Here is a 24,540-nt window from a genome sequence, read left to right as displayed (position 1 = left end):
ATAAAAAAAAATTATCTTTGTAATTAAAATATAAATATGACAAAAAAGAAGGAAAATACATCAGAAGTTCTTGTTGATACCATTATAGAAGGGTTAAAGGAGAAAAAAGCTGTTGATATTGTCAAAATTGATTTACGAAACATTGAAAGTGCTGTTTGTAAATATTTTATCATTTGTAATGGTACTTCTAATACTCATGTTTCTGCTTTGGCCGATTCGGTTGAAGATTACGTTAGAGAGCAGATTAATGAGAAAATATGGAAAAAGGAAGGTCAACAAAATGCACAGTGGATCCTTTTAGATTATGCAGATGTAGTTCTTCATATTTTCCAGCAAGAGTATAGAGATTTTTACCGTCTTGAAAGTTTATGGGCTGATGCCACTGTTACACCAATACAGGAAGCATAGCTAATTCAATAACCTTTAACTTATAAGAATGACTGAAAATAAAGACCAAAATAATAATCCTTTCTCAAAAGGGAAAAATGGCAATAATTTACTTAAATCACCCAAATTTAACGCTTACTGGATTTATGGCTTGATTGCCGTAGCATTCATCGCCTTAAATCTTCTGAATATCGGACAAAATCCGAAGGAGACAAGCTGGCAGACTGTTAAAAACAAGATGATTAAAAATCAGGACGTTGAAAGAATCGTTGTGGTTAGAAATTTGCTTGAAGTAAATGTGTATTTAAAAAGTGAAAGTCTTGATAAATATCCTGATCTTTTTGAAAGTAGCTTTGACTCCCCTTCAAAATCAGGACCGCATTATACTTTTCCAATTGGTTCAATTGAGCAATTCGCAAATCAATTGGAGTCCGCTCAGTCTAACATCTCTGATCTGAATAGGATTGAACCTGAATATACGACACAGCAAAACTATTTTTCTGATTTTCTGGGTTGGATTCTTCCTTTTGCATTAATCATTGGGATATGGTTCTATGTATTCCGCAGAATGAGTAAAGGTTCAGGAGGTAGCGGAGGAGCTGGTAACATCTTCAATGTTGGTAAATCTAAAGCTAAAGTTTTTGATAAAGAATCTAATATCAATATAAACTTTAAAGATGTAGCTGGTCTGGCTGAAGCGAAAGAGGAAGTAGAAGAAATTGTAGAATTCCTAAAACATCCTCAACGATACACTAAATTGGGCGGTAAAATACCGAAAGGTGCATTGCTTGTAGGCCCTCCGGGAACAGGTAAAACATTATTGGCAAAAGCTGTTGCCGGCGAGGCTAATGTACCTTTCTTTAGCATGTCAGGATCAGACTTTGTGGAAATGTTTGTTGGTGTTGGAGCTAGCCGCGTTCGTGATTTATTCAAGCAGGCCAAAGAAAAATCACCTTGTATAGTTTTCATCGATGAGATTGATGCCATTGGTAGAGCTCGTGGTAAGAATCCAAACATGGGTTCGAACGATGAACGTGAAAACACTCTCAATCAACTGCTCACAGAAATGGACGGTTTCGACACGAATTCTGGTGTTATCATTCTAGCTGCTACCAACCGTGCAGATATTTTGGATAGAGCCTTGATGCGTGCAGGTAGATTCGATCGTCAGATTCATGTAGAATTACCTGATTTAAATGAGCGTAGAGAAATATTCGAAGTGCATTTACGTCCTCTAAAATTAGATCCAAAAATTGATCCTGCATTTTTGGCAAAACAAACTCCGGGATTTTCAGGAGCTGACATTGCCAATGTATGTAACGAATCAGCATTGATTGCTGCTCGAAGGAAAAAAGATCTAATCGAAAAACAAGATTTTCTGGATGCTATTGATAGAATTGTAGGTGGATTAGAAAAGAAAAATAAAATCATCTCCGTTGACGAGAAAAAAACAATTGCATTTCATGAAGCAGGGCATGCTACTATTTCCTGGCTTCTGGAATATGCTCACCCTTTGGTGAAAGTTACGATTGTTCCTCGCGGAAAAGCATTGGGAGCAGCATGGTATCTTCCTGAAGAAAGGAGTATCACTACCAAAGAACAGATGTTGGATGAGATGTGTTCCACCTTAGGAGGCAGAGCAGCTGAGGAATTAACATTTGAGAAAATATCTACAGGAGCACAAAACGATTTGGAAAAAGTAACCAAACAAGCAATTGCAATGGTTTCGATATTTGGTATGAGCGATAAGATTGGGAATGTAAGCTATTACGATTCAACTGGTCAATCGGATTATTCTTTCTCTAAACCATATAGTGAAAAAACTGCTGAATTGATCGATAAAGAAGTTAAAATTCTAATCGATGCAAGTTACAAAAGAGCCAAACAAGTACTTCTTGAGAATAAAGAAGGACATAGAAAACTAGCTGAATTGTTACTGGAACGCGAAGTTATTTTTAGTGAAGATCTGGAAGCAATTTTTGGAAAAAGAAAATTTGGATCTCCTAAGCTCGAAGAAGAAATTAAACAAATTCCTAAGAAAGAGGAATCAAAGGAAGAAAATGACACCGAAAGTAAAGCTGTATAATTAGCTTGAAGTCAAATTATAAATAAGCCAAATTTCAGCTACCAAACTGTTATTTGGCTTATTCCTTTTTAACAAAAAAATGAAATTTAATTTCAAATCACAGGAGAGTTTAAATCCCATGTAGTGCTTCTACTCTAAGCTCACAAAATAAGTCCCCAAAAAATACTATTTTTGTTGCGCCTATACTTACGCATAGAAGCTGAAATTCTATTTCAGTAATAACTAATAATTTATTTCGAGTGGGGAACTTTGTCAAACGAACATTTTTTGGAGCTATATTCGCAGTTGTGCTCATTGCGGGAATCACTTTACATACCATAGGATTTTTAATCGTCTTTCTTGCAATTACACTGTTAGGAACATTTGAATTTTATCAATTGGTTCGCAAAGCTAATTGTTCTCCTCAGATTATTCCCGGAATGATAGCTGCCACAATACTATTTGTGGCCTGTTACCTTAATGCCAGATTCCATCAAAATATACTCTTTTTACTATTCACGCTTTCGGTTGTGAGTATCCCAATTATTGAATTGTATCGGAAGAAGGAAACTCCTTTTACGAATATCGCCTTTACCATTATGGGATTGGCATATATTGCACTTCCCTTTTCTCTATTCAGTTATATGACTTATCCTTTTAGTGATAACCGTTTCCATTCTGAAATTGTCTTGGGTATTTTCCTTATGGTTTGGGCAAATGATTCGGGTGCCTATTTGGTAGGCGTTAATTTTGGAAAGCATAGATTATTTGAAAGGATATCTCCTAAAAAATCATGGGAAGGAAGCATAGGAGGAGCCATTGTAAGTCTTATAGTTGCATATATCTGTTCCATTTTCTGTTTCGATTTAAGTCTGTGGGAATGGTTATTTATGGGTGCTATTGTTGTTGTTTTTGGATCATTAGGAGATTTGATAGAATCGCTACTCAAAAGAAGCATTCAAATAAAAGATTCGGGAAATATACTTCCAGGACATGGTGGTATTCTCGATCGTTTTGATGCTATCCTACTAGTTTCCCCTGTTGTTTTTGTGTTTCTACAGATAATCCATGAATATTTTCGCTAATTTTGGTCTAAATTTTAATTTAAGAATATGACAATTCACAAGGAAGGATACGGAATTATTAGGACTTTTTTCTTAATTCTGGCAATACTGGATGTAATACTTTATTTTGCATTTGGCACTGGACTTCTTTTAAATATATTACTCTTTCTTAGTTTGGCATTTTTTCTGCTAATCGTTTCTTTTTTTAGAGTACCTAAGCGAGTACCTGTTGTTGGAGATAATCTTGTTATGGCTCCTGCAGATGGTAAAGTTGTGGTAATAGAAGAAACTGTGGAATTAGAATATCTCAAGGACAGAAGAATACAGGTTTCTATCTTTATGTCGCCATTAAATGTGCATATTAACTGGTATCCCATTAATGGTGTTATTAAGTATTTTAAGCATCACAGTGGATTATTTCTAAAAGCATGGTTGCCAAAATCATCTACCGATAACGAAAGAACCACTATAGTAATAGAAAAAGACAGCAAAACTACCATCTTAATGCGCCAAATTGCCGGTGCTGTTGCTCGCCGCATTGTTTCCTATGCCAAAGAAGGCGAATCGGTAAATCAATGCCAGCAGGAAGGATTTATTAAATTTGGTTCCAGAGTGGATTTATATTTACCATTGGATACCAAAATAGAGGTGGAATTAAATCAGGAGGTGACCGGTTCGCAAACCATCATTGGGAGATTAAACGAATAGCTTACTTCAAACTTGCCGACTTAAAAATTTGTAACTTCATGCTACAATTTTAAAGCACAAGTCATGGCACACAATCTCCGAATTACTTTAACAGCGCTTTTATGTGTTTGTGGATATACTATAGCCGCACAACAAAACAATGTTCCTAACTATTTAAGTACTGATCTTACTTTTGTTTGGGAAAGTAAACCTATTCTCGAAATTCCGGAATCGGTATTTTACGACGCCGAAAATCAATGCCTTTACGTTTCAAATATTAAAGGATCTCCATCAAATCAGGATGGAAATGGTTACCTCTCCAAATTAAATCTACAAGGCAAAATTATACAACAAAAATGGGTTAGCGGCATGGATGCTCCCAAAGGAATAGCCAAATACAACAATTACCTTTATGTAAGTGATATTAATGATTTGGTAGTAATTGATATTACCAAACAGAAAATTGTAAAAAAATATCACGGCAAAGAAGCTAAATTTTTAAACGATGTAACAGTAGATCCCCAAAAGGGAATTGTGTACGTTTCGGATATGATGCAAAATTGTATCTATCGATTAAAGGATGATAAGTTTGAGAAATATCTGGATAGTGAACAACTAAATCATGTAAATGGTTTATTTTTTGAAGATGATTTCCTTTATGCTGGTGTGATGAATCAGATTCTAAAAATTGATCCGAAAAGCAAACAAATTAACACCCTTGTTGATGATACCGGAAATATTGATGGATTAATCGGTATCAATAAAAACGAATGGATCATTTCTGATTGGACAGGAAATGTACAACGCATTCAATCCGGTAAGATTACAAAATTACTAAGTACTGCCGATCAGCAAATAAACGCCGCCGATCTAGGCTATATTCCCGATCAAAAAATCATTTTAGTCCCGACCTTTCACAATAATAGAATTGTTGCATATCAAATAAAATAAGAAATGAATTTAAATATTAAAGATCAACTTTTTATCGTCTGTGGTGCTACTTCGGGCTTCGGACTGGCTACTTTAAAAAACTTAGTGGCTGATGAAGCCAAGGTAATTACAATAGCACGCGGAGAAGAAAAATTATTAGAATTACAGAAGCAATATCCAGCTTTGATAGAACCATTTTGTGCAGATATTACGAAATCAGAAAATATAGCGCTACTCCATAAGAAAATTGGAGACAGAAAATTATATGGTGTTTTTATCAATGCGGGAGGACCGCCAGCAATGAAAACCCTGGAGACTAAATTGGAAGATTGGGACAATGCCTACGCTCAATTATTACGCTGGAAGGTAGAAATTACACAAGCCTTGGTTCCCTTAATGATAAAGGAAAATTATGGTAGAATGGTATTTTTGGAGAGTTCATCGGTGAAACAGCCAATTGAGAATTTAGTGTTGAGCACTTCTCTTCGCCTGTCGGTTGTTGGATTTGTAAAAACCCTATCACAAGAAATTGCGGAAAGCGGCGTTTGTTTGAATATTCTAGCTCCAGGCTATCACGAAACACCAGCAATTAAACGCCTATTGGAGAAAAAAGCAGAACAGGATAAAATTTCTCCGGAACAAGCCAAAGCCAATATTGCATCCGGAATACGAATGAAGAAAATGGGAAATCCTGAGGATTTAGGACAACTGGCCGCATGGTTGCTCTCCCCGGCTTCGGGATATATCAGCGGACAAACCATTAGTGTGGATGGAGGTCAGATTTTGGGAATACATGGATAAGTAAAAATAAAAAAGAGTAGAAAGCGATGGAGATCCTCTGCTTTCTACTCGTTATTCTGTTTCGCTGATATATGTGAAGAAAATAGCCTGAAATTTTATCTTATCTCTATATCAGAACCTTTTGAATTGAATACAATAATTCCTGTTGTTTTAATGTAATTCTCCTGATCCACTCCCCAATATCCTAATGATTCAGCAGCTGATTTTAATCGTTGGTACCGATAGGAATCTTTACGTAATTTTTTACGCATAGCAGGACTCATATATTCCAAATTCATCTCTAGGGCACAAGTATCCTTTTGATTGGTAATAACCAAAGACTTCCGGTCTTCCTTTTTCGGGTTTTCCATATAATTCTGATAGGCAATCAGCTTATTTATATTGTTTTGATAATGTACCAACTGTAAACTATCTATCTCAAATTCCTGATCGCCGGTAGCAGAAAAAGTATGTAATATATACTTACCATTCCCCTTAAGAATTTTCCCATAATTAAAGTCAGAATCATTAATATCAGGGAACAATAAATAAATTTGCTTTTCAGCTAAATCGATAGAATCGCCAAGGATAGGATGCAACACTACCACATTTTTTTGTGCGTAACTATTTATAGATAAAATAATCACCGCAAGGATTAATAATAACTTGTACATCGTTATGCTTTTAAAAGGATAAAAAAAATCGAATGGGAAATAAATTTTCTTCAATTTAAAATAACTATACTAAACATACAATTTTACTTCTTTTTAAATCATACTAATAAATAAAAATACATTTAGAACAGCAACAATTCCCCCTAAGGTGTATAAAATGATTTTCGTTGAAGTGGTATTCTTATATTTGCCCATTACCTTTCCCGAAGAGGTAAGATAAACCTGCATAAAAATGGTGAAGGGCAGCTGTATACTAAGTATCATCTGAGAAATGATCAATCCTTGAAATGGATTTGTGATCAGAAATATAATTCCCAATGCCAATAAAAGAGAGATAGCCACCCCAATACGGGAGTGATTGTCCTTAATATCGTAAGGCTCGTTGTACATGCCTGCAAATATACTACCACCGGCCATTCCCGAAGTAATAGTAGAAGCAATACCCGCGAAAAGTAAGGCTACTGCAAATATAATAGCTGCATGTCCCCCGACAAGCGGTTCCAATAATTTCTGAGCTTGTTCCAATTCCGATACCGAAGTGTGAAATTTAAAGAAGGTTGCTGCCGCCAAAATGATCATCGCACTATTGATTGCCCAACCAATAAGCATGGAGAACAGCGTATCTAAAAACTCATAATTGAGCTGTTTCTTAATCACCTCATCATCCTCACGATTCCACTGCCTGCTTTGTATAATTTCGGAATGCAGGAATAGGTTGTGAGGCATTACTACTGCACCCAGAACACTCATAATTACGATCATTGATCCTTTTGGAAAGGAAGGTGTAACCCAGCCAATCATTGCAGAACTCCATTCCACATCCACAAAGGATAGTTCATATAAAAAGGCCAATCCAATGATGGAAACAAAGGCGATAATCCATTTTTCAATCAAACGATACGAATTGGTAAACAACATAATGAAAACAAAAATGGTCACCAGTATAGCACCTACCCTAACCGGAATTTCAAACATCATATCTAGTGCAATTGCTCCCCCCAGTATTTCTGCCAGAGAAGTGGAAACCGAAGCAAACATTGCCGAGGATAACAAAAACTTAGAATAGACCGGTTTTAAATGCTTTACCGCAGCTTCAGAAAGACAAAGTCCCGTAGCAATTCCCAGGTGAGCTACATTGTGCTGCAGGAGTATCAGCATGATAGTAGATAGCGTTACCATCCACAAAAGTGCGTATCCATAATCGGCACCGGCAGCCAAATTTGATGCCCAATTACCAGGATCAATAAAACCTACTGTTACTAATAAACCAGGACCGATGAATTTAATGATATCTAAACCACCATATCGGGGTTTATAGCCTTTTCGGTCAACATTCTTAAATATTCGAAACATATTATGCTTGAATTGAACAATCTAGGATTGGTTAATTTTAATTTGATGCTGTAAAATTAAGTTTATTTTAAACTATTGGAGCAGAAGTTGGATGAAAATACCCACGAAAATTGAAATACGATAAGGCTGTTGCACAAACAATCTCCTCAAAAAAAGTCAAAACAAGCTAGTCGGCATCGCAGTTGCTCCTTTTTGTGCAAAAAATGACAAGTTATCATCGTAGTTGCTCTTTTTTGTACAAAAAATGGCTAGTCGGCATCCTAGTTGGCTCTTTTCGTACAAAAAATGACTAGTTGCCATCGCAGTTGCCCCTTTTTGTGCAAAAAATGACAAGTTATCATCGTAGTTGGCTTTTTTTGCACAAAAAATGGCTAGTCGGCATCGCAGTTGTAATTTTTGCACTTTATCACTGGGTATAATCGCGGAACTGTGTTACTTCTAAAGGAAAAATGCAAAGATGATGCGAATCCTATATGAAAAGTGAAAGGAGATCGACCCTATTTGACCAATCTTCCTCACCTCCTGCAGCTAATCACTTATCCTATTAAATTTGATTTAACCCGATAGTGTTCTTTTCGTAATCTTTTCACACTCAAAATTTTTATACTTTGTTCTCCAGTTAGCTCATTAATTTTCTTTACAGCTAGTTTACTCTTCTTTTGATGTTCCGGAAAATGACAGGATTTATATTTCTTTCCACTGTCGCAATAACACTTATCATTTCGTTCCACTCTAATATAGTAGAACTTTTCCTCCTCTTTGGAGTCCATCAATTTTAAAAAGCGATTTAATAGTCGTTTCATAGTTTTAGAATTAATAGTGTGCGGAAGATAGATTCGACTATTGCGCAGGATAGAAAAAATCTTTTTTATACTTTATGATACCATCTTGCAGAATTAATCTACAGGATTTTTCATAGCTGATATATATAATAAAATTCTTAAATTCCTTTATGCAATAGATTAGGAATCAATATTCGAACCTTAATGTACAAGTAATCTAGCATGGAAACAATTGAAATAATGTATGGGCAGAAAATGGCGGTAAAATTATTACTTAATTATTATCGCCAATAGAGTATATCATTACTGGATTACAAGTTTAATGTATCTCCAATTCGAGCTGGCATTTACTCTCCAGATTATTAGCAGCATCCAACAGATTCTTAAAAAAGAGATCCATATCTGCTTCCAAAAGTTCTCCATTGGTAATCACCAGGCGGATAGCCAGACTTTTTCGAATATATCCGTAGTTGACAATTGATTTCCCACTCTTTCGTAATTGTTCCCTCAAATCGAGATTAAATTGATTTAAATCGGTCTTGAATTTTGGCACATAACGGAAGCAAACTGCAAAGGATTGACGCGGTACCAGCATTTCCAACTGAGGATGATCGCTAATCTTTTTGGCTGCATAAATTGCCATATTAATTAGGTTATCGATTCGTTTCTGATAGTTTTTCAATCCGAAATATTTCCAGGCAAACCACAATTTTACAGCATCTACTTTTCGACCACATTGAATCGATTTTTTACCAAGATCCTCTATCTCATCAATATCATGAAAAATATAATCGGCATTAATATCAGTAATATTATGCTGAAGCGTTCCTCTTTTTTTCACCAATAAAGCGGAACATATCAAAGGGATATTCATCAATTTATGAGGATTCCATGCAAAAGAATCCGTCCTTTCAATACCTTTCATTAAAGCCTTATACTGATCGCTTAATATTAAAGAACCACCAAATGAACCATCGGCATGAAGCCAAAGCTTGTATTTTTTACAAATAGCGGCAATTTCATCTAATGGATCGTAGGCACCTAATAGCGTAGTAGCACAAGTTGCCGCCACGAAGAATGGCTTTTCATTTCTCGCTATGGTCTCGAGAATGTTTTTCTCCAATTCTGCAGGAATCATTTTCCCGGTTACATCGGATTTAACTTTAACAACATTTTTAGAGCCAATTCCCAAAACATTAGCAGCAGTATCAAAAGAATAATGCGCCTGTTCGTTCACAAAAGCTTTTAGTTTCACCTTGCGGTCGTAACCCTCGAAACGACTGTCGGGCAGAATTCTGTTACGAGCCGAAAACATAGCAATCAAATTGGCATTACTCCCTCCGGTAACAAATATACCATCACCATCGGAATAGCCAGTATAGCTATTCATCAGCGCAATCATTTCCTTCTCGATGCTGGTTGCCACCGGGGCAACCTCGTAGGTGTACATCGAAGTATTTGCCAAAGTGCTAAATATTTCGCCTATAAAAGCAGGGAAATTGAAGCCGGAATATAGCTGATTTAAAAATTGCTTGTTTCCCGTATGAACCGAATACTCCAAATATTTATCTAACAAATCGAGAAATTCATTTTCCGATACTCCCGCAGTATCTACTGTGAAATGAATAATTTTATCTAAGTCGGCAGGAGTTCTAAACTTTACGATAGGAGCGTCTTGGTCTTTATTAGCAGCTATATAGTTCTTTATTTTCACCAAGGCTTCGCTAAGAATGTCGGATTCTTTCATGATTATATATTGTATTGTTTTTTATAGTAGAAAGATAAGTATTTTGGTACACAGAGAGGAGCATATCATGAGGAAATCAAGTCTATCTATATGGTCCTAGAAATTGGAAAACATCCCTTAATATTTAAAATCTTTACCACCATCATGCTCAATAGTTACTCCCAAAGCCAGAACCAGACGATTCACAAAATTAAAATAGGCCACCACCAAACTGGCATCGAGAATAGCCTGGTCGCTACAACCTGCTTCGCTAAGCGGAATCGTAATATCAGTTTCAACAGCCTTTTCAGGATATTTTGTAAGAATATCGGCATATTGACACAGCTTCTTATCCCTGGCAGAAAGATCGAGTTTATTAAAATCTGATTTTAGAATTTTTATTTTTTCCTCATTTTTCCAATAATGATTTAAGGCCTCAGCATGATGGATTTGGCAATAGGAACACTGATTTGCTACGGATACAATTACAGCCATCATTTCGCGTTGAGAACGGGTTAATTCCGATTTACTAAACATGATCTCTAGGTATAGTTCCATATGTTTTACGATGCTTTCGGGTCGTAAACTTTGAATCATGTGCACATCAGCAAGCTTGCCCCTTTTTGCAATTAATTCATCGTATATTTCTTTCAGCCTACCATTTGCTTCGGGATACGGAATAACTTTAATTCTACTCATTTTATTTTTGATATAGATTTAGAATAAAATCCTGAATTGAAAGGAATAAGTTTGTCTAATAGCATTACTTTAAAAATAAAGAAGCCCGTAGCAAGAGGTGAAAAACAACTTACTCCGGGCAAACCAATCCTAACGAAATTCTATTTTTTATTTCGTTTACCCAATTCCAGAAAATTGTCAGAATTGCGATAGCCTGCAGTCTGAGAGGAAAAGCTACCATCAGAATTAAAAAATAGAAAGCTTGGATAGGCACTAACCCTATATTTTCCAGCTAATACGCTTCCTTCACCATGCTCTGCATCCAGAGAAACGTTAATAAAAGAGGCATTGTAAAAAGCCGCAACATCCGCATCAGTAAAAACATTAGCTTTCATCCTACGACAATAACCACACCAACTGGTAGATATATCTAAAAAAATTGGTTTGTTTTCCTGCTTTGCCAATTCTACAGCCTGCTCCCACGAACCTGTGAAAAATGTAATCCCCGAATTGCCCGCAGTATCCGATTCCTTGTCTGCGTATTTTGCAGCAACAAATATCAATAGAATGATACCTGCTGCAAGAATTGCTAATTTTTTCATATCGCAATATTTATTGTTTAAGTATTTATTTTAATATTCTGCTTTCACAGTCACTTCTACTGTTTTAGCAACATTTGTCGAGGGTTTTCCCTTTACAAATGAGATTCCATAATCAACAAGTGTAAGGTTGAACTTACTATCTACGGTCACTTGATTCCCTTTCACTGTAACCGTACCCTTTTCCTTTATTTTTTGACTTACTCCCTTAATAGTTAAATCCCCTTCAACCATGGCTGGATAAATTCCGTCTTTCGTAAAGTCAATCTCATTAAGATTGGTGATTTGTGCTTTTAGTTTTGCCTTCGGAAATTTTTTAGTGTTTAAAAAGTTACCGCTGTTGAAATGCTTTTGCATCAATGCTTTTTCAAATTCGAAACCCTGCATGGGAACCGAAAAAACAACTACTCCACTTTCCGGATCAATTGTACCAACTGCTGCGTAGTTATTAGCTTCGATATCTTCGACAGAAGTATGAGAATAAAACTTAAAATGTGTTTTGTAGCTAACCAATTTTTCTGCCTGTAAGGCTAGAGTGGAAAAGATAAAAATCACTACCAATCCGCTAAATAATATGCTGTTTTTTTTCATTTTCGTATTTTTTATAAGTGTTATATATTTTTATTTAATTAAATCACATTTTTCAAGGATTGCATTTTCGTAAAGTTCTAAATCGGGATCGAAAGAAACTCCGGAACGTATCACCCCTTTAATGGTATGTATTTCTCCCATCTTAACACTGGTAACATGAGGGTTGGTGTCTGTAGTAAAAGCGCAGCGAACTCCTGCTTCATCCGATTTATTTTGAAGCAAAATAACTTTTTGACCTTTAAAATCTTCGCTTATTTTCTTTACGGTTCCTGTTATTTCCAAGACTTTAGAATCTCCATCTTCGGCAAGATATTTCTCATCTGCAGCATCGGAACTCTTTAGATATTCAACAACCAATTCGGTACTACTCAAACTATAATCTGTGGAAGTTTCCTGTACATTTCGGTGTGGCATATTAAAGAGATAAAGCATAACTCCGCCACCTGTGAGCAAACCAACAACGATCAGGATTGCTGCAATTTTTATGATTTTTTTCTTTTTTGGATTCATGATATAATGCTTGAATAAATTTTTAATTCACCCAAACAGTCGTATCATTTTTGAATCCTGACAAAAAAGATTAAAAAAAATGAAAAGAAGATAATTTTATTTAGAATTAGGAGAGAGATGCTTTTCGAAAATGTCAATTAACTCCCTTTTTGTAATACTCCCTTTGTGCGAAAAAAGAATTTCCCCTCGACGATATAATACCAAATAGGGAACACTATTCATCTTTAATTCTTTCATCAGTTGTTTACTGGCATCCGAATTAATTTTTAGGATTTTTAGTTTCTTATGATAATTCACTTTTAAACTATCTATCATCGGCATCATCTTGCGACAAGGGCCACACCAGGGAGCGTAAAAATCAATAAACACAAGCGAATCCGATTCTATCCATCTTTCAAATGCTTCCTTTTTCATTTGATGATCTAAATCGGGTTTAGCATCAGGAGATTTTTCTACATTCAGATTTTTCAGATTCCACTCCATAATGCCATGCTCCAGATTAAACACTTGCAGATACGCATTATCCTTTAATATTCTGGCAGCTCTATTGCTTCGATATCCTGTATTGCAGTATAAATAAATGGGCTGATCTTTGGGAAGTAAAAGAAGTTTCCTTTTGAAATTCAATGCATAATAATTAAGCTGTCCGGCATTCTGTATATGTCCATTCTTATATTCATTCAACGTACGAACATCAAGCAATATGGCCTGTTCTTTCTGGATTTGTTTCTCAAATTCAAGTGCATCCAGTTGATTAATACCTTCCTTTTGCCCACAGGCAGAAAAAAATAAAAGAATAGGAATAAATAGTGTTATTGCTTTGTGCATCATTTTATAATTTAACTGCTGTAAGCTTATTTAAATCAGAGGTATTTCTCAATCAACAAAGGCTGTTCCCATTTAGTATAGAATTCCATTATTACCCCTTGTATTGGAAAATAGAAATTGGATATACCTATTTCTTGCTATTAGCCAATACGGAGGAGTAGAGAGAAACACAAAAGGGTACGAAAAAAGTAAGTAAAACTCTGTCTACCCTAATTTCGCGATAATGTTCGAAACTAAACAATAGTGGGTTATTAATCATATTTAAAATTACACCAACTAATAGGGCAACTTTAACGGCTCTCCTCAGGCTATCTTTTTCCCTGGCCAATTCGATGTATTTTATGACCTTAGTTCGCATAATTCTGATCTAATTTATCGGTAATTTTCTTCTTAAGGCTCTCTAACCCTTCTAAATTCTTCGGATTTTCACCCATTTTTGAAATTCCTTTTTCGATGATGATACTTTCCTTCTCGTAATTAGCACATGCCGAACACATCATCTTATGCAATTGGAGTTGGATTTTTTCCTTGCGTGATAATTTCAAGTGAAATCTTTTTTCCATTAACTCCGTTGCTTTATAACAAGATAGAAGAAAAAAATGCATGAGTCTTTTCATAGAAATAGTTTGTTTCGTTCATTAATTATGCTGGTACCAATTGATCTCAACACAATTTCGAACTTGTAATTTTGCTCTGTGAACAATTTGCCAAAAATTGGTCGTACTTAAATCTAATTCCTGACAGATTTCAGCACCTTTCTTTTCAGAGAGATATTTTAATTGAAGACAATGATTCCAGACTTCAGGCAAAGCATGCATACATTCTTGTAATACTTTTTGGAAATCATCATCATCCAATAACTGCTCCTCTTCCTCGAACCAATTTTTCGGACGCTTCTCCTTTTTCCAATCTCCATCTTCATCAAAGAAACCAGAAAACAGATTGTTATCAAGAGTTATCGGTTGACTATTCTTCTTTCGGTAATAATCAATTATTTTGTGATTTAAAATGGCAAAAAGCCAGGTTTTTGGAGCGCTATTTCCTTTAAAAGATTGAAGTCTTTCGGCTGCAGCAAGGAATGTTTCCTGTACCAAATCTTCAGCCGTTACAGCAGAACTTGTTTTATAAAAAGCCCATTGGTATAAATCATCTGTAAAATCATTAACCCAGGTTTTTAATTCCTCTTGCTTCATACCTTGTTTATTAAAGCCATCTTATCGGCCATATGTGTATAAATTAATCCTCAAAATATCTTAATTCCATTCAGAAATATTAATGACAACAAGATGGTGTTTGTACTGCTTGTCCTGTTTGCATTGGAGGAACAACTAATTTTTTCGCCGGTGGACTTAAATATGGAATTCCGAGACTCAATCCTCGAAGGATAAACAAAATTCCGATGAATACGATAGCATAAGGAATTAATCTGGTGATTTTTTTTCTCAACTCCAGGGTAATCATATTTCCGACTAAAGAAACGGCAAGCAACATAGGAATAGTTCCCAAACCGAAAACAAACATAAAAAGACTTCCACTTACAGAGGAACCAGTAGCTATTGCCCCAGCTATTGCAAAATAAACCAAACCACAGGGTAATAATCCATTCAATAAACCAATGAGGAACAAGGAGGTGTAACTACGTTGTGTAAATAGTTTGCCAAGTGATACTTTCACTTTCCCGACATAGGAAAATACACCTTTACTGGAATTAAATCTATTTTTGTAAATAGAGGGTGTAATTACACTAAGGATCATGATGGCACCCATAATGACAGACACCCATTGTTGAAAGCCACTCATCACCATACCTCTGCCCAGCAATCCGAAAAATGCACCCATGATAGCATAAGTAATCGCCCTTCCTACATTATACAAAACACCACCTGATATTCTTGCAAGCCAGGAATTAGTTTTCAATGGGATTGCTATGGCAATTGGCCCACACATTCCCACACAATGAAAGCTCCCTAATAGTCCTAATGTTAATGCTGAAAGATAAACCATCCTCTTTGTTTTCTATTGCTAACTATCTGCTATTTATTTCGCCAAATATATTCCCTCTTCTTTATAGTAAGGGATATTCTTATAAACCCAATCAATTTTTACTGTATATCTGCCTTGATGCATATTCTTTGAATCCACAGTTTGAATTCCATTTTCATCAAGAGCAATTTTATACTGCAAATCCTGATTGGAATCAGCAGGGCGATAAAAGATGATATTTCCCTCTATATTGCTGCGCATTCCTTCGGGAAATTGAATTTGTATTTTTCCTGCCTCCTGACTTACAGTTACCGGAACCTTTAATTCCTTCGAGTTTTTTATTTTATCAATCTGATCCTGATATTTCACCTCCTTTGGATAGTAATTTTTAGATACCAGATTAATATTTTGTGTGGTACTAAAACCTACAAATCCTAGTATGCCAATAACATATATCGATGCTACAAATCCCAACTTTGTTCCCCAATTTAATTTTTTCATTTCCTCTCCATTAAGATCACTAATTTATTTATTCGGGCCAACAAAAGTAAGTTGGACATCCTCAATTAAATCTTCTCCAGCAAAAACTCCAATTGTGATTGGAATATTGTCACTGGAGACTTCATTTTCAGATAGAATTGCAAAAAATACACCTTCCTGAATAGAACTTGCCGCAGCTTTCGATTCCTCACCTATAAGCTCAATTTGCCCCTCATGATTTAGGATTTTAAAGTGAATAGGTATTTCGTGTGTGGTTTTATTAACCACCTTAAAGTTATACATATTACTAATGTATCCTTCCTTTTGATTTTGATACATCAAACCCGGAGTTCGCAAGATAATCGCTTCCAATTCAGATCTGGACGCGAACAAACCAATCACAGCACTAATCAGGGTACAGAGTACCATGGTATAGGCAATTTTCCGAATTGGCCAGTTCTTCTTCTTCCCTTCGGCAATATTTTTTTCAGAGTCGTAACGAATTAATCCTTTCGGACTACCAATCCAATCCATCACAGAATTACACTCATCAATACAGGCAGAACAATTGATACATTCCAGCTGTGTTCCGTTGCGAATATCTATTCCTGTCGGGCAAACGTCAACACATTGATAGCAATCAATACAATCCCCTTTTTCATCTGCTTTTCTATCTTCTCCTGCTTCCAAAGAAGCTCGTTCCTCACCTCTCTTATAATCGTAAGCTACAAGAATCGTATTGGAATCCAACAGCACCCCTTGCAATCTGCCATATGGACAGATCATAGAGCATACCTGCTCTCTCAATTTGGTGAAAACAAAAAGCATCACTCCCGAAAATAGTACGGCAACAGTAAAACCAGCACTATGTTGTGCTATCGGATCCTTCATTATTTTCCATAATTCATCTACTCCAATAATATAGGATAAAAATATATTGGTGATCAAAAAACATATAGCATAGAAGAGGATTAACTTTACACTTTTCTTCCAGAACTTATTAAAATTTAAAGATTGAGCATCTAATTTACGCTGTTGCTGTGGTGTTCCTTCAATCAAATATTCGATTTTACGAAAAATAAATTCTAAGAATACAGTTTGAGGACAAGCCCAACCACACCATATTCGTCCATAACTCACCGTGAAAAACACTATAAATACAAAAAGCGTAATCATAGAGTAGAGAAAAATATGGAAATCCTGAGGCCAAAACCTAACCCCAAACAAAATGAATTTTCGCTCTAATATATTAAGCAATAAAAATGGCTCCCCATTCAATTTTAAAAAAGGCAAACCAAATAGTATTAAGAGCAATGTGTAACTCACAATATTTCTATACTTATATAGTTTTCCTTTTGGTTTTTGGGCATATACCCACCTTCGTTTTCCTGTTTCTTTTAGCGTTGCTAACTGATCACGATAGGTTATGGGATTTTCTGGAGCCATGTTTTTTTCTTCAATTCTTGTATGGAAGAAAGATTCAGAACTTGTCATCCTCCTTGACCATTACAATAATGGTATTTTAATTAATTGAATAATCCTGCAAATTAATTTAGTGTTTTATTCTACTAACTCACCTTGAGGAGCTTTCCCATTTGGTGGATTGCTACCTTGAAGACTTAAAACGTAACTAGTCACCTGCAACATTTGTTCCGGGGAAAGTTGATGTTGCCATGCTAGCATTCCTTTCAACGGTTTTCCGACTTTAATAATGTGATATACTTCTGCCACACCTCCTCCATTCAACCAATATTTATCAGTTAAATTCGGACCAATAGCATTACCCTCCCCAGCTTTTCCGTGGCAAGCAATACAGTTTTTGCTATATATTACTTTACCTGCATCCAAACTGGCAGCATCACTTAATATGGACAAGTTATTTTCGTCGAATGCCTGCTTTGGCTTATTCGCTTCCGCCAATGCCATTTCTTTATTGTATTCATCTATTTGTAAATCATCTCCAAAAACATGATAACGAAACATGTAAACGGCAGCAAAAATAATACTTAGATAGAATAAATAGCGCCACCATGTAGGCATTGGATTGTTCAATTCCCGAATACCATCGTAATCATGATCACTCATGAGATGTTCATTTTCTTCAAGAAATTTATCTTTATTATCCATTTTTATCAATTTAGGGTCAATGATTATTATTCCTATTTGAAGAGGATGTACCTTCCTCCTCTTCCAGAGCATAACTTGCCATCTTTGTGAAGAAAGCTTTATTACTTTTTTTGTATGCCCACCATATCATGCCCACGAAAAACAGGAAAAATATTAGTAAAGAGATACTAGGAAAAAAGCCTACATCTGAGATGCCTTGTAAATAATGACTAACTAATTTCATTGTGTTCTATTTTTACTTTTCAAATATTAATTATTCTCAATTTAACTCTAAATCCTATTCTGGGTTATTCTTTCTAATCCTAGGATTTAGAGCTTAATTTTCAAATTAAAATGCTCCTACAAAGCACAATTATTTCTTTGTTGAAATATCTTTACCCAAGCGTTTTAAATAGGCAATTACAGCAATAATTTCTTTATCACTAGTAACATCTACACCTGATTTTTTCAAATCTTCGGTAATTTCAATAGCTTGTTTTTTCAAATCATCATTAGCTATCTTATCATAGTTTGCAGGGTATGGTTCCTTGTCATAAGGAACACCAAGTGCAGTCATAGCACGAATCTTTGCTGGAGTGGATGAAATATCCAAATCATCCTTTATCAACCATGGATAGGCAGGCATAATGGATTGTGCATTCATTTTTTGCGGATCCAAAAGATGGTTGTAATGCCAGACGTTGGTCTTATACATTTTACCTCCGGGAACACCCTCGCGAGCTAAATCAGGACCAGTTCTTTTTGAGCCCCAAAGATGTGGATGATCGTAAACAAATTCACCTGCCTTGGAGTACTCTCCGTAGCGCTCTGTTTCAGAACGGAAGGGACGAACCATTTGAGAATGACAAGTATTACAGCCTTCCCGGATATATATATCTCTTCCTTGAAGTTCAAGCGGAGTATATGGTTTCACACTATCAATAGTTGGAATATTCGACTTTATTAAATAGGTTGGAATAATTTCGAATGCTCCACCAATTAAAATGGCAACAGTTGCTAATATCATAAATTGAACCGGTCTTCTTTCCAACCAACGATGCAATCCTTCTCCAGATTCTCTTTTAGGATTACTGTGAAGTGCAGGAGCCGAAGCTTTCTCGTTATCTACAAAACTTCCTTTCGTTGCCGTTTTTAGCAAATTATAAACCATTAGGAATAAACCTATAAAATACAAAGCACCGCCAAGTACCCTTGCGTGATACATGGGAACTATTTGAGTTACTGTTTCTAAAAAGTTAGGATAAGCTAAAAATCCATCTGATGTAAATTCTTTCCACATTAATGTTTGAACCACCGCACCCCAATAAAGAGGCAATGCATAGAATATCATACCCAAAGTACCTAGCCAAAAGTGAGTGTTGGCTAATTTTTCGGAATAAAGCTTTGTTTTCCACATTTTAGGGAATAGATAATACAACATCCCGAATGTCAAAAATCCATTCCATCCCAATGCCCCAATATGAACGTGTGCAATCGTCCAGTCGGTATAGTGAGTCAAAGAATTAACCCATTTTAAAGACATCATTGGACCTTCAAAGGTAGACATACCGTAAGCTGTAACTGCAACAACCATGAATTTTAGGGTTGCACTGTCACGAACTTTATCCCATGCTCCGCGGAGTGTTAATAAACCATTAAACATTCCTCCCCACGAAGGAGCAATCAGCATAATAGAGAAAGCAACACCTAAGGATTGAGCCCAATCTGGCAATGCAGTATAAAGCAAATGATGAGGACCTGCCCAGATATAAAGAAAAATCAAAGCCCAAAAGTGAATAATCGATAATCGGTAAGAATAAATAGGGCGATTCGCAGCTTTAGGTAAAAAATAATACATTAAACCCAAATAAGGAGTAGTAAGGAAAAATGCGACTGCATTATGTCCATACCACCATTGAACTAATGCATCTTGAACTCCTGCATATACCGGGTAACTGTGCATCCAGCTATAAGGTAACTCTATCGAATTACCAATATGAAGAACGGCAACCGTCACAAAAGTTGCAATATAGAACCAAATGGAAACGTATAGATGATCTGCCCTTCTTCTGAGAATAGTTCCAAACATATTCCAACCAAAGATCACCCAGATAATTGTTATGGCGATATCAATAGGCCATTCCAATTCCGCATATTCTTTACTGGTTGTGATTCCCAACACAAAAGTTATTGCGGCTGAAACAATAATTGCTTGCCATCCCCAAAAATGTACCCAGCTAAGCTTATCGCTAAACATGCGAGTTTTTAACAAGCGCTGCAAGGAATAATATACAGCAGTAAAAATTCCATTCCCTACAAATGCAAAGATTACAGCATTGGTATGTATAGGACGGATACGACCAAAAGTGGTGTAAGCCAATTTAAAATTAAAAATAGGCAAGGCAAGCTGAAGTGCTGCCAAAAGCCCTACCAACATTCCAACTACGCCCCAAAGTATGGTAGCATACGCGAAATATTTTACGATTTTATTATCGTACGAAAAATGTTGTGTTTCCATTAAATTAAGATTTATGGTTCTTCTTTGCAGTTATTTTATTCTCTTTGGTTTCCTTATTTTCTTCTTCCTGATCATCAAATAATATTCTTACCGAAGGAGAATAGGAATCATCATATTGTCCTTTCTTAACAGCCCACAGAAAAGCAATTAGAAACCCACTTGCTACCAACATGCTAATACCAATCAAAACAAACAATACACTCATCTTATTTAGTTTAGTTGAACTGATTTTTTTACTGATGGATAGATATCTCTTCCCTTCAGTTCTGGTTCTGTAATATTTTCTTTTTTATTTTCCTCTATCTGTCGAAACAAAACATTGGTGCTAAAACTTGTAAATACTACAATCGAAATAGAGCTTATTGGCATTAGTAATGCTGCAACAATCGGGGATAAGACACCCTGCACAGCAAAATACAGTCCAACAAGATTATATAGAAACGAAAGAAGAAAGCTAATTTTTACAATTAGTACACTCTTTCTGGAAATAGAGAGAAAGCGTTGCAATTTTGCAAAACTTGATGATTCCAAAATTGCATCGCAAGCAGGTGAAAAATGATACACATCATCCGCAATCGAAATACCAACGTTACTACATTTTAATGCACCGGCATCATTCAAACCATCACCAATCATCAGTACTCTTTTATTTTGATTCTGTAGCTGAAGAATATAATTCAGCTTATCCTGCGGCGATTGTCTAAATCGAATATTATTCGAATTAGGAAACAATTGTAATAGATTTTCCTTTTCCGACTCATTATCTCCTGTAAGAACGTGAAGGTCATACCTCGACTGAAGACTCCCAATCAATTTATTCAATCCTTCGCGATATTGATTACTGAGGCTAAAATATCCCTTCAGTTTATCATCCACAGCCAAATAGACCTCAGTACTTAAAGACTGACTTGCATTGTCATTTCCAAAAATATATTTTGCAGATCCTAATTTTATTTGTCGTCCGTTTACTATACCAGAAATACCAAGAGATGCTATTTCCTCAAACCCCTCGACTTTTGCAGGAATAATTTGATGGAAATGATCATACAAACTTGCACTTAAAATATGAGTCGAATGTCTGGTTAATGACTTTACTGCGATTCTTTCCTCCATGGAAAGTGCATCTCCAATAAATTGTATTTTTACTTTATCCGATTGAGTAATAGTTCCTGTTTTATCAAACACAATTGTGGTAATCGAATTTAATTTTTCACTGACGAAAGCATTTTTCAAATAGAATCCTAATCGTCCCATTAGTCTCATGGTGTTGCCAAATGCAAATGGAGCCGAAAGTGCTAATGCACAAGGACAAGCAACAATAAGAACCGAAGTGAAGGAGAAAATTGCTTTAGAGGAATCATAAATCAGCCAATAAATTCCAGCAAAAAGACTAATTGCAACAATTGATATTGTGAAATATTTACTGATTTGATCAATTATAGAATTCAACTTGGAATCCTTTTGGTTTTTATAATCAAATTGATTCCATAGTTGTGTTAGCCGACCTTGAACAACCTCTTTTTCTATCGTCAGCTCAATGGCACTTCCTAATTGTTTTCCCCCGGCAAAAATCGGATCTCCAGGCAATTTACTTACCGGGGTAGATTCTCCGGTTACAAAACTATAATCTACCTGAGCTTCCCCTTTTGTCAAAATACTATCAACGGGGATTAATTCCTGATTTCGAATCAAGATAATGTCACCCTTTTGTAATTTATCGAGAGGAGTACTAATCTCCTTACCATTTTCCATTTTGCTTACTGCAACCGGAAAATAGGATCGATAATCCCTTTCAAAAGAAAGTGCTTGATAGGTTCTGTTTTGGTACCATTTACCAATGAGCAAAAAGAAAATAAGACCAGCAAGCGAATCCATATATCCTGGTCCACTACTAGAAAAGATTTCATAGCCACTCTGAATAAACAAGGTGAGAATTCCCAAACTAATAGGAACATCGATATTAACAAAGCGATGCTTTATTGCTTTAAAAGCTGATATTAAATAATCATTACCGCTGTAAAAAAATACGGGTAGAATCAGCAGGAAATTCATTATCCCAAAAAATTCCTTAAAATGATTTTCCAGAAATTCATGCCCCGGCACATATTCCGGTAAGCTTAAAAGCATAATATTACCAAAACAAAATCCTGCAATCCCAATCTTATAAAGGAGATTTTTGTTGGTGTTTTGATTTTGTTTTTCCTGCAATTTATCTAATGTGATTTCAGGAATATAATGAATCGAAGAAAGGAGTTCTGCCAATTCTCTTATACTTATTTGATCTGCGTTAAAGGTAATGGCAACTTCCTTTTTTATGAAGTTAACTATTGACTTTAAAACGCCTTTATTTAAAATATTTAAATGTTCCAATAACCAGATACAGGAGCTACAATGAATAGCCGGAATATAAAAAGTAACCTTCCTTATCTGTCCTTCCGAAAACTCATACAGTGGTTCAGCGATTTCGGGATCATCCAAAAAGGTGAATTTCCCCTTAAATTGCTGAGTATCGATCCTAATCCCTGGATTGGTGTCAAAATTATAATAAGAGCACAAGTCATTTTCATGCAGAATTTGATAAACAGTAGAACATCCATTGCAACAAAAGGGTTCGTCATTCCACATTACCGGATGGGAACCACAGTCGTCGCCACAGTGCACACAGATGTTATTTTTTGTTTCTTCCTGCATTTTTTTCATCTTGCCTACCCGAAAATATTAAATATTAGTTGGTTATGAAAGATTCAACTCTGGTATATATTCTTGTAGCAATTACAGCTATTCATTTTTTGTTTGGTATAGATTATCTTCTTTATAAATTGGAAGGTGGCTCTAAACCGCCAAAAAAGAATAAGGATAATACCAACTAATTGTTTACTCCTTGTTTTGAGCTAATCGTGGAATTTTAATCATCTGAAATAGCACAAAGAAAATCACTCCCCAAATAACAAATACGCCACCAATATAACTAACCATTATCCAGATGGGAGCATTCGCTCTTGTTCCCCACATCGCTCTTTCATCTAATGGATTGACCGGAATAGTAGGAACTCCCAGGCTCACAATTTGTGATTTCTCCAAATTCCCATAAAAAGCATCATCAGTGAGTTTTACTAAAAGATCGACATGCCCTTCGCGATCGCCCGGTAGATCGTAAGGGAAAACAGTCTCCACCTTACCATTATCATCGGTATAAGCATCCTCCCTGGAGATATCTAAATAGCCAAAGTTTCGTTTCACTAAAAAACTCATTTCAATTCCATGCAATCCAACACGTTTCCCTTTTTTAGTCATTCCGGTTAGATGAGCAAGTATATACTTGCTACTGTCCTGAATTTCCAAATCTAGTTTTACATCTGTCACCTCTGGATTTTTCACTTCTGCAAGTTTTTCACTTCTTCTATTACTCTTATCAAAAGATCTTAAATAAGTTATTACCATCCATTTGTGTTCGTCATTTAACGTTTTTTCAAATGTTGGCATGGCGCCATTACCCTTATTTATTTTATAATAAATTTCACCATCAGTTTGAACTAGAAAATCCTGAGAACCAATATCCGTAGGTGAAATAGGCACGAGGTGAATCATGTTTCCCTTGCCAGGATCTCCATGACAAGTTTTACAGTTAATATTAAAAATTTTCTTCCCGGAACTAATGTTTTTCACATTAGCATCATAAGGATTATGCTTTTTCTTAGCGGAGGAAGGCACACCCCAATCTTCTGCCTGAACCGTAAAATTCGATAAGCTTAAAATCAGAATTAGACAAGTAAGTAATTGATATATATTTTTCATTGTT

At 35.7% G+C, this 24,540-nt stretch carries 28 protein-coding genes; 7 read left to right on the top strand and 21 right to left on the bottom strand.

Annotated features, from left to right (window positions below; genetic code table 11):
• Positions 1-36 precede the first annotated feature (36 nt).
• The 6 genes from rsfS (at position 37) to DLK05_RS04045 (ending at position 5,934) form a co-directional block, all read left to right on the top strand.
• Positions 37-408: a ribosome silencing factor gene (rsfS, locus tag DLK05_RS04070; RefSeq protein ID WP_127342707.1), complete on the top strand. Its 372-nt coding sequence runs from the start codon at positions 37-39 to the stop codon at positions 406-408.
• Between the two features lie 28 nt (positions 409-436).
• Positions 437-2,473, top strand: coding sequence for an ATP-dependent zinc metalloprotease FtsH (gene ftsH, locus DLK05_RS04065; protein WP_127342706.1), 2,037 nt, complete (start codon positions 437-439; stop codon positions 2,471-2,473).
• A gap of 239 nt (positions 2,474-2,712) precedes the next feature.
• A complete protein-coding gene (locus DLK05_RS04060; protein WP_209319703.1) occupies positions 2,713-3,537 on the top strand; it encodes a phosphatidate cytidylyltransferase in 825 nt (274 codons plus the stop codon).
• A gap of 27 nt (positions 3,538-3,564) precedes the next feature.
• A complete protein-coding gene (locus tag DLK05_RS04055; RefSeq protein WP_127342704.1) occupies positions 3,565-4,224 on the top strand; it encodes a phosphatidylserine decarboxylase family protein in 660 nt (219 codons plus the stop codon).
• A gap of 63 nt (positions 4,225-4,287) precedes the next feature.
• Positions 4,288-5,154 (top strand): NHL repeat-containing protein, encoded by an 867-nt coding sequence (locus tag DLK05_RS04050; RefSeq protein ID WP_127342703.1) that lies wholly within the window; start codon positions 4,288-4,290, stop codon positions 5,152-5,154.
• Between the two features lie 3 nt (positions 5,155-5,157).
• Positions 5,158-5,934 (top strand): SDR family oxidoreductase, encoded by a 777-nt coding sequence (locus DLK05_RS04045; protein WP_127342702.1) that lies wholly within the window; start codon positions 5,158-5,160, stop codon positions 5,932-5,934.
• A 95-nt stretch (positions 5,935-6,029) separates the two neighbouring features.
• Here DLK05_RS04045 and DLK05_RS04040 read toward each other — a convergent pair whose 3' ends face one another.
• From DLK05_RS04040 to DLK05_RS03950, 20 genes are all read right to left on the bottom strand, one after another.
• On the bottom strand, positions 6,030-6,587 hold the full coding sequence (locus DLK05_RS04040) for a hypothetical protein (RefSeq protein ID WP_127342701.1): 558 nt from the start codon (positions 6,585-6,587) through the stop codon (positions 6,030-6,032).
• Positions 6,588-6,680: 93 nt separating this feature from the next.
• Positions 6,681-7,940: an Nramp family divalent metal transporter gene (locus DLK05_RS04035; protein WP_127342700.1), complete on the bottom strand. Its 1,260-nt coding sequence runs from the start codon at positions 7,938-7,940 to the stop codon at positions 6,681-6,683.
• Between the two features lie 536 nt (positions 7,941-8,476).
• The gene (locus tag DLK05_RS04030; protein ID WP_127342699.1) at positions 8,477-8,743 is read right to left on the bottom strand and encodes an SEC-C metal-binding domain-containing protein; all 267 of its coding nucleotides are present in this window, start codon (positions 8,741-8,743) and stop codon (positions 8,477-8,479) included.
• 298 nt (positions 8,744-9,041) lie between these two features.
• Positions 9,042-10,469, bottom strand: coding sequence for a pyridoxal phosphate-dependent decarboxylase family protein (locus DLK05_RS04025; RefSeq protein ID WP_127342698.1), 1,428 nt, complete (start codon positions 10,467-10,469; stop codon positions 9,042-9,044).
• Between the two features lie 117 nt (positions 10,470-10,586).
• The gene (locus DLK05_RS04020) at positions 10,587-11,147 is read right to left on the bottom strand and encodes a peroxidase-related enzyme (protein ID WP_127342697.1); all 561 of its coding nucleotides are present in this window, start codon (positions 11,145-11,147) and stop codon (positions 10,587-10,589) included.
• 140 nt (positions 11,148-11,287) lie between these two features.
• Positions 11,288-11,728 carry a thioredoxin family protein gene (locus DLK05_RS04015; RefSeq protein ID WP_127342696.1) on the bottom strand — a complete coding sequence of 147 codons (441 nt, stop codon included), beginning with the start codon at positions 11,726-11,728 and terminating at the stop codon, positions 11,288-11,290.
• A gap of 30 nt (positions 11,729-11,758) precedes the next feature.
• The gene (locus tag DLK05_RS04010) at positions 11,759-12,316 is read right to left on the bottom strand and encodes a YceI family protein (protein WP_127342695.1); all 558 of its coding nucleotides are present in this window, start codon (positions 12,314-12,316) and stop codon (positions 11,759-11,761) included.
• A 30-nt stretch (positions 12,317-12,346) separates the two neighbouring features.
• Positions 12,347-12,826, bottom strand: a complete 480-nt coding sequence (locus DLK05_RS04005) for an OB-fold protein (RefSeq protein WP_127342694.1) — start codon at positions 12,824-12,826, stop codon at positions 12,347-12,349.
• Between the two features lie 96 nt (positions 12,827-12,922).
• Positions 12,923-13,654: a thioredoxin domain-containing protein gene (locus DLK05_RS04000; protein ID WP_209319702.1), complete on the bottom strand. Its 732-nt coding sequence runs from the start codon at positions 13,652-13,654 to the stop codon at positions 12,923-12,925.
• A gap of 127 nt (positions 13,655-13,781) precedes the next feature.
• Positions 13,782-14,012, bottom strand: coding sequence for a nitrate/nitrite transporter NrtS (nrtS, locus tag DLK05_RS17985; protein ID WP_209319701.1), 231 nt, complete (start codon positions 14,010-14,012; stop codon positions 13,782-13,784).
• The gene (locus tag DLK05_RS03995) at positions 14,002-14,217 is read right to left on the bottom strand and encodes a hypothetical protein (protein ID WP_127342692.1); all 216 of its coding nucleotides are present in this window, start codon (positions 14,215-14,217) and stop codon (positions 14,002-14,004) included. Before DLK05_RS03995 ends, nrtS begins: the two co-directional genes overlap by 11 nt.
• 75 nt (positions 14,218-14,292) lie before the next feature.
• Positions 14,293-14,847: a sigma-70 family RNA polymerase sigma factor gene (locus tag DLK05_RS03990; RefSeq protein WP_127342691.1), complete on the bottom strand. Its 555-nt coding sequence runs from the start codon at positions 14,845-14,847 to the stop codon at positions 14,293-14,295.
• A 79-nt stretch (positions 14,848-14,926) separates the two neighbouring features.
• Complete coding sequence (locus tag DLK05_RS03985) at positions 14,927-15,658, bottom strand: sulfite exporter TauE/SafE family protein (RefSeq protein WP_127342690.1); 732 nt, start codon at positions 15,656-15,658, stop codon at positions 14,927-14,929.
• A 33-nt stretch (positions 15,659-15,691) separates the two neighbouring features.
• A complete protein-coding gene (locus DLK05_RS03980) occupies positions 15,692-16,138 on the bottom strand; it encodes a FixH family protein (protein ID WP_127342689.1) in 447 nt (148 codons plus the stop codon).
• A 24-nt stretch (positions 16,139-16,162) separates the two neighbouring features.
• The gene (gene ccoG / locus DLK05_RS03975) at positions 16,163-17,611 is read right to left on the bottom strand and encodes a cytochrome c oxidase accessory protein CcoG (protein WP_209319700.1); all 1,449 of its coding nucleotides are present in this window, start codon (positions 17,609-17,611) and stop codon (positions 16,163-16,165) included.
• A 66-nt stretch (positions 17,612-17,677) separates the two neighbouring features.
• The gene (locus DLK05_RS03970) at positions 17,678-18,244 is read right to left on the bottom strand and encodes a cbb3-type cytochrome c oxidase N-terminal domain-containing protein (RefSeq protein ID WP_209319699.1); all 567 of its coding nucleotides are present in this window, start codon (positions 18,242-18,244) and stop codon (positions 17,678-17,680) included.
• Positions 18,245-18,260: 16 nt separating this feature from the next.
• Complete coding sequence (locus tag DLK05_RS03965; protein ID WP_127342687.1) at positions 18,261-18,467, bottom strand: cbb3-type cytochrome oxidase subunit 3; 207 nt, start codon at positions 18,465-18,467, stop codon at positions 18,261-18,263.
• A gap of 129 nt (positions 18,468-18,596) precedes the next feature.
• Positions 18,597-20,741, bottom strand: coding sequence for a cytochrome-c oxidase, cbb3-type subunit I (gene ccoN / locus DLK05_RS03960; RefSeq protein ID WP_127342686.1), 2,145 nt, complete (start codon positions 20,739-20,741; stop codon positions 18,597-18,599).
• Between the two features lie 4 nt (positions 20,742-20,745).
• Positions 20,746-20,946 (bottom strand): cbb3-type cytochrome oxidase assembly protein CcoS, encoded by a 201-nt coding sequence (gene ccoS / locus DLK05_RS03955; RefSeq protein ID WP_127342685.1) that lies wholly within the window; start codon positions 20,944-20,946, stop codon positions 20,746-20,748.
• Positions 20,947-20,951: 5 nt separating this feature from the next.
• Positions 20,952-23,432 carry a heavy metal translocating P-type ATPase gene (locus DLK05_RS03950; protein WP_127342684.1) on the bottom strand — a complete coding sequence of 827 codons (2,481 nt, stop codon included), beginning with the start codon at positions 23,430-23,432 and terminating at the stop codon, positions 20,952-20,954.
• A 44-nt stretch (positions 23,433-23,476) separates the two neighbouring features.
• Between DLK05_RS03950 and DLK05_RS17900 the strand changes: the two genes are divergently transcribed.
• A complete protein-coding gene (locus DLK05_RS17900) occupies positions 23,477-23,611 on the top strand; it encodes a hypothetical protein (protein ID WP_262707809.1) in 135 nt (44 codons plus the stop codon).
• A gap of 4 nt (positions 23,612-23,615) precedes the next feature.
• On the opposite strand, the gene DLK05_RS03945 is transcribed toward DLK05_RS17900, so the two are convergent.
• Positions 23,616-24,536: a c-type cytochrome gene (locus DLK05_RS03945; RefSeq protein WP_127342683.1), complete on the bottom strand. Its 921-nt coding sequence runs from the start codon at positions 24,534-24,536 to the stop codon at positions 23,616-23,618.
• Positions 24,537-24,540 lie beyond the last annotated feature (4 nt).

The organism is Ancylomarina longa (assembly GCF_003996985.1).
In the GTDB taxonomy this organism is placed as follows: Bacteria; Bacteroidota; Bacteroidia; order Bacteroidales; family Marinifilaceae; genus Ancylomarina_A; species Ancylomarina_A longa.
Note: the sequence above shows the minus strand (reverse complement) of the source record. Positions and strands in the feature narration are given on the sequence as shown.

What these genes read in the sequence shown, in the direction of transcription:
- DLK05_RS03945 (WP_127342683.1), bottom strand. Translation starts at nt 24,536, where the DNA reads ATGAAAAATATATATCAATTACTTACTTGTCTAATTCTGATTTTAAGC.
- DLK05_RS03980 (WP_127342689.1), bottom strand. Translation starts at nt 16,138, where the DNA reads ATGAAAAAATTAAATTGGGGAACAAAGTTGGGATTTGTAGCATCGATA.
- DLK05_RS03985 (WP_127342690.1), bottom strand. Translation starts at nt 15,658, where the DNA reads ATGGTTTATCTTTCAGCATTAACATTAGGACTATTAGGGAGCTTTCAT.
- ccoN (WP_127342686.1), bottom strand. Translation starts at nt 20,741, where the DNA reads ATGGAAACACAACATTTTTCGTACGATAATAAAATCGTAAAATATTTC.
- DLK05_RS04015 (WP_127342696.1), bottom strand. Translation starts at nt 11,728, where the DNA reads ATGAAAAAATTAGCAATTCTTGCAGCAGGTATCATTCTATTGATATTT.
- DLK05_RS04020 (WP_127342697.1), bottom strand. Translation starts at nt 11,147, where the DNA reads ATGAGTAGAATTAAAGTTATTCCGTATCCCGAAGCAAATGGTAGGCTG.
- DLK05_RS03965 (WP_127342687.1), bottom strand. Translation starts at nt 18,467, where the DNA reads ATGAAATTAGTTAGTCATTATTTACAAGGCATCTCAGATGTAGGCTTT.
- DLK05_RS04000 (WP_209319702.1), bottom strand. Translation starts at nt 13,654, where the DNA reads ATGCACAAAGCAATAACACTATTTATTCCTATTCTTTTATTTTTTTCT.
- DLK05_RS04040 (WP_127342701.1), bottom strand. Translation starts at nt 6,587, where the DNA reads ATGTACAAGTTATTATTAATCCTTGCGGTGATTATTTTATCTATAAAT.
- ccoG (WP_209319700.1), bottom strand. Translation starts at nt 17,611, where the DNA reads ATGACAAGTTCTGAATCTTTCTTCCATACAAGAATTGAAGAAAAAAAC.
- DLK05_RS04005 (WP_127342694.1), bottom strand. Translation starts at nt 12,826, where the DNA reads ATGAATCCAAAAAAGAAAAAAATCATAAAAATTGCAGCAATCCTGATC.
- DLK05_RS04025 (WP_127342698.1), bottom strand. Translation starts at nt 10,469, where the DNA reads ATGAAAGAATCCGACATTCTTAGCGAAGCCTTGGTGAAAATAAAGAAC.
- DLK05_RS03950 (WP_127342684.1), bottom strand. Translation starts at nt 23,432, where the DNA reads ATGCAGGAAGAAACAAAAAATAACATCTGTGTGCACTGTGGCGACGAC.
- DLK05_RS04030 (WP_127342699.1), bottom strand. Translation starts at nt 8,743, where the DNA reads ATGAAACGACTATTAAATCGCTTTTTAAAATTGATGGACTCCAAAGAG.
- DLK05_RS04045 (WP_127342702.1), top strand. Translation starts at nt 5,158, where the DNA reads ATGAATTTAAATATTAAAGATCAACTTTTTATCGTCTGTGGTGCTACT.
- ftsH (WP_127342706.1), top strand. Translation starts at nt 437, where the DNA reads ATGACTGAAAATAAAGACCAAAATAATAATCCTTTCTCAAAAGGGAAA.
- DLK05_RS04035 (WP_127342700.1), bottom strand. Translation starts at nt 7,940, where the DNA reads ATGTTTCGAATATTTAAGAATGTTGACCGAAAAGGCTATAAACCCCGA.
- DLK05_RS04050 (WP_127342703.1), top strand. Translation starts at nt 4,288, where the DNA reads ATGGCACACAATCTCCGAATTACTTTAACAGCGCTTTTATGTGTTTGT.
- DLK05_RS04055 (WP_127342704.1), top strand. Translation starts at nt 3,565, where the DNA reads ATGACAATTCACAAGGAAGGATACGGAATTATTAGGACTTTTTTCTTA.
- DLK05_RS04010 (WP_127342695.1), bottom strand. Translation starts at nt 12,316, where the DNA reads ATGAAAAAAAACAGCATATTATTTAGCGGATTGGTAGTGATTTTTATC.
- DLK05_RS03990 (WP_127342691.1), bottom strand. Translation starts at nt 14,847, where the DNA reads ATGAAGCAAGAGGAATTAAAAACCTGGGTTAATGATTTTACAGATGAT.
- DLK05_RS17900 (WP_262707809.1), top strand. Translation starts at nt 23,477, where the DNA reads ATGAAAGATTCAACTCTGGTATATATTCTTGTAGCAATTACAGCTATT.
- DLK05_RS03995 (WP_127342692.1), bottom strand. Translation starts at nt 14,217, where the DNA reads ATGGAAAAAAGATTTCACTTGAAATTATCACGCAAGGAAAAAATCCAA.
- rsfS (WP_127342707.1), top strand. Translation starts at nt 37, where the DNA reads ATGACAAAAAAGAAGGAAAATACATCAGAAGTTCTTGTTGATACCATT.
- ccoS (WP_127342685.1), bottom strand. Translation starts at nt 20,946, where the DNA reads ATGAGTGTATTGTTTGTTTTGATTGGTATTAGCATGTTGGTAGCAAGT.
- DLK05_RS03970 (WP_209319699.1), bottom strand. Translation starts at nt 18,244, where the DNA reads ATGGATAATAAAGATAAATTTCTTGAAGAAAATGAACATCTCATGAGT.
- nrtS (WP_209319701.1), bottom strand. Translation starts at nt 14,012, where the DNA reads ATGCGAACTAAGGTCATAAAATACATCGAATTGGCCAGGGAAAAAGAT.